This is a genomic window from Streptococcus oralis subsp. dentisani (assembly GCF_003944205.1).
In the GTDB taxonomy this organism is placed as follows: Bacteria; Bacillota; Bacilli; order Lactobacillales; family Streptococcaceae; genus Streptococcus; species Streptococcus oralis_BH.
Genome location: NZ_RJPH01000023.1, coordinates 1 through 10,163, shown reverse-complemented (window position 1 = coordinate 10,163; position 10,163 = coordinate 1). Strand labels below are relative to the sequence as shown.

Here is a 10,163-nt window from a genome sequence, read left to right as displayed (position 1 = left end):
TTCCGATTTCAAAATGCCAAAGAAAGATTCCATCATACCGTTGTCTGGGCTGTTACCTTTACGTGACATAGATGTTTGGATTCCCTTACTCTCTAAAAACCTGTGATAAGAATCGTGTTGGTATTGCCATCCTTGATCACTATGGAGACTCGTATTCTCATAGTATTTCTCTGTAAAGGCCTGCTCCAGCATAGCTTTCACTTGTTCTAAATTAGGAGAACAAGAAAGATTATAGGCGATAATTTCGCTGTTAAAGCCATCTAAAACTGGTGATAAGTAAAGCTTTTGAGTACTTGCTGGAATGACAAACTCAGTCACATCCGTATAGCACTTTTCCATTGGTTTGGCTGCTTCAAATTGGCGCTGAATAAGATTCTCTGCTTTATTGCCAATCTCTCCTTGGTAGGAAGAATACTTCCGTTTCCGACGAATTCGAGCACTTAAACCAAGGACCTTCATCAGACGTTGAACTTTCTTATGATTCACTGTAAAACCACGATTTCTTAGTTCAAGAGTAATTCTACGATAGCCATAATTTCCTTTATAGTCATTATAAATGGCTTGAATTTCATCCTTTAGCTCTTTATCCTTATCTGGTTGATCCAGCTGTCTCAATTGATAATAGTAAGTTGAGCGAGGTAAACGAGCCACTTCAAGAAGTAAATCTAGTCGAAATCCTCCTGAAGCCATTTCTCTAACTGTCTCTGCTTTTCTCGCTCTAAGGCTTCGTCCCTTTCCTCTAACTCTTTTAACTTTTTTAGGTAAGCCACCTCAGTCCGTAAGCGTTCATTCTCCTCTTGGAGTCGCTCTAGTTCTGTCATTTCTTCCCAAGTTTTCTTCCGTTTACGTCCCATTTTAGGTACTCTCCCTCTTGTTTTCTCAACAGTAGTATACGCGTTTTTCTTGTATTTTGCTAGCCAGTTAAGAAGTATCGTACGACTTGGGAGACCGTATTCAAGAGAAACTCTATCTTTAGTCCAGCCTTCATGTAAGACTTTATTAATCATTTCTTGTTTTAAATCAGGAGAATAGTAACGATTTTTCCTTTTTTGACGAACTCTATTCCGTAACGATCAATCAATTTAATCATGTATCTAAGATTAGAATTGTTTATCCCAAATTTATTTGAAAGCTTCTCTAAGCTATATCCTTGTTTTCTAAGTTCATAGATCTGAACTTTATCTTCATAACTCAATTTCATAATAAAAACACCCCAAAAGTTAGATTTTTTCTGTCTAACTTTTGGGGTGCAGTTCATATTGTCTAGAGCGTTTTTGTGTTGTTTAAGAAAATTAGATGTTGGTTTTAGATAACTACACATTTCAGATTTTTTAAACAAGATTTAATTGTTGATAACTAGAAAGGATTATTATGTTTGCAAAAAACAAATTTCAATACTGTATTTACAATCATGAGAGACTAGAACTTCATGAGCTTCAAAAGGAATATCAAAAGGATAAAGCTGGGACAAAACTTAAGTATGAAAACCAATTGTTCGCAATCCTTCATGGATAGAGCGCAAGTTGTTCTCGATAGCTCGAAGATCAGCTTGATGTATTATTCTTTCAGCCATAATATTCCCCTTGTTAATGATTTCTAAATTAATTAGACAAAATTTGGCCATAGAATATTCTTATCTTAAAGAAGTAATTATATACTGAAAAACAGGCCGCAATTACACATGATTCAGATAAAATATACCAGAATTATTTTAGTTTCTTCTTAATAGTAATAAGAAAATCATAATTGATACTTTAATTCAACATACTATGAAATGAGAATATGAAGTTTTCTATGAGGAGAATGTGCACTTGATTTGACATTTTAGGGCGTATGAAAACTTTGAATACAGGTTTCTTTCTATCTAAATGTTTTTGCAGATACTTTTTTTGTACAAATTTGTATTACGAGTGTGTAACTGATAGACAAACACTAAAATATATGATAAACTAAAGTGGGAAAAAATTTAAAAGGAGAATCCTTATGTCAGCAATTAGTTTAACTCCAGAACAGTTACAATCTCAGGCGGCAATTTATCTTAGTGCTAAAGATCAAATTGAACAAGCGGTACAAACCGTTAATCGAACAAATGGAGAAATGGCATCACAATGGAAAGGACAAGCATTTAATGCTTACCTTGAGCAATACAACCAGTTGTATACACATGTTCAAAAATTCGAGGAGCTTCTAGTGAGCATCAACAAACAATTGAATAACTATGCTCAAACAGTAGCTGAACGTGACCAACAAGATGCACAAAGCTTTGGTTTGTAGTTGATTTTGAGGAGCGTCAGGGAAACTTGACGCTTATTTTTATATCATGATGAAGAAAATTAAAAAGCACCTATTAATTCTTTGTATCGTATTTCCTGTGCTAGTTTATGCAGACGATGGTAGCTTAAAACTTGATACAGATATCATTACAAATAGTACACAGGACACGGTCAAAAATAGGATAGAATCCAAATATGCTCCAAATTTATTTTTAAATCGTACCCAAAAGGTTGTGGACCAGAGAACTCAAACAACAAAAGAACTTTTACAGGGGGCAGAGCAGACTATATTTACCGATAGTGAAAATCATTCTATTTATCGTTTAGAAACTACTGTCGTTAAAACATCATTGTTTAATCAATACACTGTAGAGGAGAAACCCTCTTTTAAACAAAGTGACTATTCAATTTTTAAGGATTGGATGGGAAGTGTATTTACAAGTGTTTTCTTGCTGTTTATGGTTTTGTTGGGAGTCTATCTAGGAAGGAAATGGCATGGATTACGGAAAAATAAAGCTAACTCTAGAGTATAGAGCAAAACAAATAGATATTCGAGTTTCAAAAGCTCTTACTTGGTTAAGATTAGAAGAATTATTAAAAGATACCAAAGTTAGAGAACAGTTGAATTTACCTCTAAATAGTTCGTTTTGTTTCAAAGTTAGAAATAAACAAATTCATATCGAGACAACGGACATCTTGGCTGCTTATCCAGTTAGTGATGGGGATTATATAGAGATTGAAGATGTATCATAGGAGAAAAAAATGTTTGAAGCAGATCAACTACAATTTGTGAGAGAAGACAACCAAATATCAGTTCAAATTTCTTCATCAGGTTATCATAGAGAACAACTTGAATTGATTAAAGAATACTGTCCAGTAGAAATAGTTCAAAAAGATGGAGTTCTTTCTTTGAATTATATTATTCCCGAGTATTTTAAAACAGTTAAGGAAGAAATTTTAAATAGAAGTACGGAGCTTGAGCGTTTTAGTTTGGCACAAAACATGTCGGCATTAGTTCATTCTGAAAATGATTATAAAATTCCATATATCCATCCTGAGAACATCATTGTTTTTGGCAGTAATGTACAAATGTTACATTATGGAATCGAAAAATTACTTGCACCACAGCAGTATAGTTCGGAATTCTATTTAGAGTCTTATAAAGCTTTAATGATTTCTATTTTACTACCTAAGGTAGATTTTGACTTAGTCATCCATGGGATTGATGCAATAAAGGAAAAGGTAGCACAGGATATTATTCCCTTAGGGAGTGTAGCTGATGTTAATAAATATATTGCAGAAAAGTATGCAAAATTATCAGAAGAGAGTTCAAAAGCTAATTTGTTGGTGAACAAGAAAAAATGGAAGGCTTTGTTAATAGGGGGAGCCTTGCTTGCTACAACCACAGTCATTTTAAGTTTTGCAACGTATAAGTCTATGTTTAAAGACGGCCCCCTAAAATCATCAGTCATTATGGCCCAATCAAATTTCATGCGAAAAGACTATTCTGAAACAGTTGAATCATTAAAAAATTATGGTGCAGAATCATTGCCAAAAGAAGCTAAGTATATCTTAGCAGCAAGCTATGTCCGTTTAGATAGTTTGAGCGATAAGCAAAAGGAAGTTATTTTAAATACGATTACAGAATCAACAGATGATACAATTTTCTATTATTGGATTTATCTTGGACGTGGAAAATTTGAAAAAGCTCTAGATGTGGCACAAAATATCGGGGACACACAATTGATTTTACACGCTTATACAAATCTATATGAATCAGTTAAAGCAGATATCAATATGAACGGTTCTGAAAAACAAAAGAAACTTGAAGAATATGAAAAGAAAATAAAAGAACTTTCTGCTGAGATTGGAGAAGCGACTACAAATAGTAGTGACACAAAAGCATCTACTGAGACAACAACTCCTAAGGACAACCAAACAAAAGAAAAGAGTGAGCGATAAATGAAGGCAAAAAAGCTAGAATATGATCATCAACTGGGAGACCAATTAGGAGAACTTCATAAACCTCTTTATACCTTGTTGATTGAACAAGAAAAATTGGAAAAAATTGATTTGTTTGAAGGACAAGAGGTAAGAGTAGGTACTAACGAGTATACAGTAGAAGGCAGAAGAGTCTATCGAAATGGTAAGGAATTAGAAAGAGGAAAATCTACCTTTGATAAAGAAACTGTAACCTTATTGGTTCCTGAAGAGGATATTTTTGTCACTTATATTTTTCCGCCACAACGATTTATTTGTAGCAAGAAAGAATCAGCTGACATTAGTTGGTCAATTTCAAACCAACTTTTTTTCTCAAATAATCAAGTACAGGTTACACTTGGGGAATCTCCGGTTTATCTAAATAACCGTCTTATCAAAGAGGAAGGGCTTTATCCGTTTGAAGTGGGAAACCGAATGAAGGTTTCTAACTATTTTATAGAAAAAAGAAAGAACCAGTGGAAGATTGGATGTCTTTTTGAAGAACCACAATTGAATAAGAGTCAAATTCTGATACAAGAAAAAAATAATGAATATCCGTTGGATTTTCCAGAGTATAGAAGGAGTCCAAGAGTTAACCCGATTATCCATAGTGGGAAAATCATTATCAATCAACCTCCACAGCCGATAAAACCACCTAAAAACTCGCTCATTCGAGCAATTGTTCCAGCTTTAGGGATGTTTACTTTAACTGCATTTAGTTCAATTTGGACGAAAGGGAATCCTGTAATGATGCTAGGGATGGGTGGTTTTAGTCTCCTGACTGCAGCGACAACTATGAGTCAGTATTTTGAGGAGAGAAAGGATACCAAAGAGCAGGAAAAAAATCGTATTCAAGACTACGAAGCATATTTATTAAAACAAGTATCCGACTTAGAAAGATACTACAAAGAAGAAACTAAGATTTTACATTACAATCAACCGTCAATATCGACCATTACTGAACTGATTGCAGATTATGATTCTAGAATTTATGAGCGGATGGACTATAATGAAGATTTCTTACAGGTGTCCTTAGGATTAGGAGATAAGTTAAGTCAGCTAGAGTTGCAAACAAATTTTGATGAGCAAAGTAAAGATGAAATATCGCAGTTTGCTCGAACAGTCTTGCAAGACTACAGTTTGCAAAAGAAGGTTCCAATTACTGTTAATATTTTTGAAGCGACAGTTGGTCTTGTAGGAAACAGTGAAGTAACTAGGACGGCTGTGTATAATATGCTTTTACAGATGGCAATGTTCCATAGCTACTTAGATGTTAATTTTATCAATCTTGTTCAAGAACTGAGATATGAGAAGGATTGGTCTGAGTGGCGCTTTCTCCCACATTTTAATATGCAGGAGCGAAATATTCGTGGTTTTGTCCATGATGCCAGAAGTCGTGATGCTGTTCTAAATTCGTTTTATCGTATCATTCAAAAACGTTCTCAAATCAAACGTGAAATGGGGGAAAAAGATGCGCGCTTTAAACCTCATTATGTCTTAACGATTATGGATGACTCCCATTTACTTGGCCATAGTTTGAATGAGTATCTAGCCAAGGATTTGACAGAGTTAGGTGTGACTGTTATTTGGGTGAAAGAGGCGCGTCGTCTTTTGCCAGAAACTATCACAACTCTGATTGAATATAAGAATCAAAATCTAGGTCAAATCATTAATGATGAAGGATCCTATAGTGCACAAACCTTTATTCCCTACCCGCTGTTGGATTGCTATGAAGATTCTATCCGTACTTTAGCAAATCTAAAACATATGGAAGTAGAGAAGAATACGATTCCAAAATCCGTTACTTTTTTGGAACTCTATCAAGTCAGAGAAGTTGAAGAGTTACAGGTTGCTACTAGATGGTCCAAAGCGGATACTTTTAAAACGTTAGCAGTGCCATTAGGATTGCGTGGGAAAGATGACCAGGTGGAACTCAACTTACATGAACGTGCACATGGACCGCATGGTCTTGTAGCAGGAACTACTGGTTCAGGTAAATCGGAGATTCTTCAGTCGTATATATTATCCATGGCTGTAAATTTTAGTCCAGAGGATGTTGGATTTCTTACGATTGACTTCAAGGGTGGTGGGATGGCGAATCTTTTTAAAGATCTACCACATATGCTTGGGTCTATTACTAACTTAGATGGCGCGGCTAGTGCGCGTGCCTTAGCTTCTATCAAAGCAGAGTTACAAAAACGCCAACGACTATTTAATCAATTTGGTGTCAACCATATTAATGGATACACTAAATTATATAAGGAAGGGCAAAAATCTACTGACAAATCAGGCTATCCAGACAAACCATTACCTCATCTGTTCCTGATTAGTGATGAGTTTGCTGAATTGAAAGAACATGAACCAGAATTTATGACAGAGCTGGTTTCGACAGCCCGTATCGGACGTTCGCTTGGGGTCCATCTAATTCTTGCTACACAAAAGCCATCAGGTGTCGTGAATGATCAAATATGGTCAAACTCTCGTTTCAAACTAGCTTTGAAAGTGTCAGATGAGTCTGATTCAAATGAAATTATCAAAACACCAGATGCAGCGAGTATTACTGAACCAGGGCGTGCCTACTTACAAGTAGGAAATAACGAAATCTATGAGTTGTTCCAGTCTGCTTGGAGTGGTGCACATTATGCCCCGCAAACAGAGGGAGTTCAAGAAGTTGTTGATGAACGAATCTGGTTGATAAATGACCTAGGACAATATGAATTGCTATCTGATGACCTATCTAAGGATGAAAATTATACTGCTGATCAGACGGAAGAAATCACGGAACTCTCAGCTGTTGTAAACTATATAGCAAGAGTGAGCAAGACTGTACCTCTCAACCTGCCAGATAAACCGTGGTTAGAACCACTAGAGACAGCCATCATATCCCCTCAAACAGATATTCACTGGACCGACGAAAAAGTATTGGCCGTTCCCTTTGCTCGAATGGATATTCCGACAGAGCAACGTCAGAAGGATTATCATTTTGATTTGGAAAAAATGGGACATACAGTTTTCTATGGTTCACCAGGTTTTGGGAAATCCCTAGCTCTTCAAACTCTAGTGTTAAATCTCGCTCGTTTAAATACTCCAGAACAAGTACAAATCAATTTATTTGACTTTGGGACAAATGGACTCTTGCCACTAAAAGATTTACCTCATGTGGTTGATTTGACACGGTTTGACGAAGAAGAAAAACTGGTTAAGTTTTTAAAACGTATTGACCATGAGTTGAAGATTCGCAAGGAGAAGTTTGCGCTCTATAATGTAGCAAGTCTTTCCCAATACGAACAAAAATCGGGTGAGAAACTTCCTGCTATTCTTACTATTTTTGACGGCTTTGATACTATAAAAGACACACCACTAGAAGAAGCCATTGAAAGTATGATTAACCGCCTCCTACGTGAGGGAGCGAGTCTTGGATGCTATGTGATTTTGACAGCACTTCGTTCAAATAGCCTTAAAATCAGTATGTCAAGTAATATCACCTCGCGCTTGGCCTTTTACCTGGTTGATGAAGGAGCTTCTAAGGAAATTATCGGACGCGATGCTTTAATTCAACAAGAAATTTTTGGTCGTGCCCAGTTGAAAGAAGATATCCCTTATGCCATTCAGGTTTATCTCCCAATAAGTGGAGAAGGGGACATTGAGCGCCTGTATAACTTGGAAGAAGAAGTCAAGTTGATTGCAAGAAGCTGGACAGGAGTTTGCCCAGAACCAATCCCAATGTTGCCAAATGAAGTGACGCTTGATGAATTTAAACAATCAGCTACAGTTCAAGAGATGCTGAAACAAGGTCAAATCCCAATCGGATATGATAAAGAGACAACTAAGGTGGTAGGTTTTAATCCTAAAAAACATGGCTATTTTGTCATTATGGATGACACGCCACAGCAAACGGAACTACTCGAAGCGGTGTTATTGATGACATTTGAAAATTTGAATGGGCAAGCTCAACGTATTCTTTTTGATATTGATGGACGTCTTGCAAATCCAGATAGTTTTGATTCAATCATCTTGTTAAATAACTTTAGTACAGCTTTAACAGATCTTGTTAGTGAAATTGAACGAAGACTACATGGTGGCGATAATCAAATGATGTTTGTTTACATGCCAGACATTCATACCGTAAATGAAAAAATGTTACTTTCTGCAAATGTGTTAGAAACGATTATCAAAAATGCCTCTAAAGCGGGAGTTTACTTTATTTTCCATGGCTATCAGAAAAATATCGAAAGTAAATTTGATGAATTTAGTAAGAGATTGCGTGCAAATATGCCAGCAGGTATATTTGGTACTAGATTTATGGATCAAGGAATGATTAAAGGTAAGTCAAATTACAAAGAAACTCTTCTAGAAGTCGATGAAACTCATTTCTTTGTTGGAAGAGAAGTTTGCAGAATTAAGTTACCAAGATAACATCAGCAACCCTTCACGCTTGAACTTGATAAGAGCCTTTCCCCAAAAGTTAACTATAGGAGTTCTCACTTTTGGGGATTGATTCAAAGGGAGTAAGTTTAATCAAAAGGATATGTATATAGGTTGTTGATTCTAAGCAAAATATGCTAAAATGAAGTACAGTTTATAAAAAGGAGAAGGGAAATGGGGTCGTATTATAAACAAATTGCGGCTAGATTTCGTCGACAAGCTGCTGAAGCTCAAAGAGCAAAAAGTGTAGTTGACGGGAAAATATCTAGATTAAGAAAAGCTAGCAGTAGTTTAGCAAGTGAGATACAGTCTATTGATAATCGTGCAAGATCTTTAGGTCAGATTCTTCCTTTAGATTCCTCTAGTTTTAAGGGGAGTCGTCAGCAAGATTTTGAAGGTCATTTTTATAATTTAGGAACGAATATTACTAATTTTCGAGATAGCCATAACAATAATAAAACTGCTATTGAGGATAAGATACGTAGTCTGGAAACTCAATCAAGTGAACTACAGTCTGCAATAGCATCTTATTATCATCAGGCTCGTGTCTATGAATATATGGAGGATTAGGGAGAGAAATGGTAGATACAGGTGTAAATCAATCCAGTTGGAACACTATTACAAGAGATGTTTCTACTTCAACTACAGGAATCGGTAAACTAAGTGATATGCGGTTTAGTCGCACAGATCTTACCCCTTTTACCACTTTTAATGACGTTTTGGAGCACTTTAACAAGTCTATTGTTACTTTGAAAAATTTTACCAGCTCAGATGCTCTAAAAATGGAACAAGCAGGACAGAATAAGATAGATGATGACGCGCATGAAGCAGGAGCTATTGCAGCAGGAGGGGTGCTACCATGAAGGAAGAACAAATGATTTTATTCGCCCGAGCTTTGTCTAGATGTAGCCTATCTGAAAAGGACCAAGAAGTATTGACAACGGTAGCGATGACCTTATCAGGACATCCAGATGTTTTTCGGGCTTGTTATATAGCTTTTATGAATGACGAACCTAGTTATCATTATCATCCAATGATAGGGGCGCCGTTGGAGTTTTTCTATGAAAAAGAACTAGTACGGATTCGGCGTCTCCAAGAAGAAGTTATCCTACCTCGTTCGCTTTTTATCCAGTATGCTTCCTATGTGGATCTCTGTTTAAGTCGTATCTATCCTTTAGGTAGTGTTGTCGAACTTGATCGTGAGCTTCTTCCTAAGGACTTGGTTGAGTCATTTGAAAGCGAGCAGATGGACTTTTTTGTAGTTCTTTCAGGTCGTCGAGTTGATTTGGCAAATGGCCATTATGTGGACTACATTGGTCATGGCTATCCATTTGGATTACGCTTTGACACTTCACCCTTGTTTTTAAGCAATCTCTTGATTAAGAGAGTAGTATCAGAAGGGTATTCGGATACCGCGGATGAACACTACTGCCAAGAAGCTCTGCGTAAGGACTATCTAGACGCAGGACTGATTTCCAGTGTTTA

The 10,163-nt window shown here is 36.3% G+C and carries 8 protein-coding genes and 1 pseudogene; 8 read left to right on the top strand and 1 reads right to left on the bottom strand.

Annotation, left to right across the window (positions count from 1 at the left end):
- Positions 1-1,201 (bottom strand): annotated as a pseudogene (locus tag D8805_RS09700) (IS3 family transposase); the annotation flags it as partial.
- 782 nt (positions 1,202-1,983) lie between these two features.
- On the opposite strand from D8805_RS09700, the gene D8805_RS09695 reads away from it, so the two are divergent.
- From D8805_RS09695 to D8805_RS09660, 8 genes are all read left to right on the top strand, one after another.
- Positions 1,984-2,274, top strand: a complete 291-nt coding sequence (locus D8805_RS09695; protein ID WP_001274476.1) for a WXG100 family type VII secretion target — start codon at positions 1,984-1,986, stop codon at positions 2,272-2,274.
- Between the two features lie 49 nt (positions 2,275-2,323).
- Positions 2,324-2,806 carry a type VII secretion protein EssA gene (locus tag D8805_RS09690; protein ID WP_260469940.1) on the top strand — a complete coding sequence of 161 codons (483 nt, stop codon included), beginning with the start codon at positions 2,324-2,326 and terminating at the stop codon, positions 2,804-2,806.
- Positions 2,769-3,026 carry a hypothetical protein gene (locus D8805_RS09685; RefSeq protein WP_009013811.1) on the top strand — a complete coding sequence of 86 codons (258 nt, stop codon included), beginning with the start codon at positions 2,769-2,771 and terminating at the stop codon, positions 3,024-3,026. The genes D8805_RS09690 and D8805_RS09685 overlap by 38 nt, the downstream gene beginning before the upstream one ends.
- A gap of 9 nt (positions 3,027-3,035) precedes the next feature.
- Positions 3,036-4,235 carry a type VII secretion protein EssB gene (gene essB, locus D8805_RS09680; RefSeq protein ID WP_000460976.1) on the top strand — a complete coding sequence of 400 codons (1,200 nt, stop codon included), beginning with the start codon at positions 3,036-3,038 and terminating at the stop codon, positions 4,233-4,235.
- The gene (essC, locus tag D8805_RS09675) at positions 4,236-8,669 is read left to right on the top strand and encodes a type VII secretion protein EssC (protein WP_125417080.1); all 4,434 of its coding nucleotides are present in this window, start codon (positions 4,236-4,238) and stop codon (positions 8,667-8,669) included. It begins immediately after the preceding gene.
- 183 nt (positions 8,670-8,852) lie between these two features.
- Positions 8,853-9,248 carry a YwqH-like family protein gene (locus tag D8805_RS09670; protein WP_084877113.1) on the top strand — a complete coding sequence of 132 codons (396 nt, stop codon included), beginning with the start codon at positions 8,853-8,855 and terminating at the stop codon, positions 9,246-9,248.
- Positions 9,249-9,256: 8 nt separating this feature from the next.
- Positions 9,257-9,541, top strand: coding sequence for a variable surface protein mvspG (locus tag D8805_RS09665; RefSeq protein WP_125417078.1), 285 nt, complete (start codon positions 9,257-9,259; stop codon positions 9,539-9,541).
- The coding region (locus D8805_RS09660; RefSeq protein ID WP_125417076.1) for a DUF4176 domain-containing protein at positions 9,538-10,163 on the top strand (626 nt) is incomplete at its 3' end. The genes D8805_RS09665 and D8805_RS09660, both read left to right, overlap by 4 nt.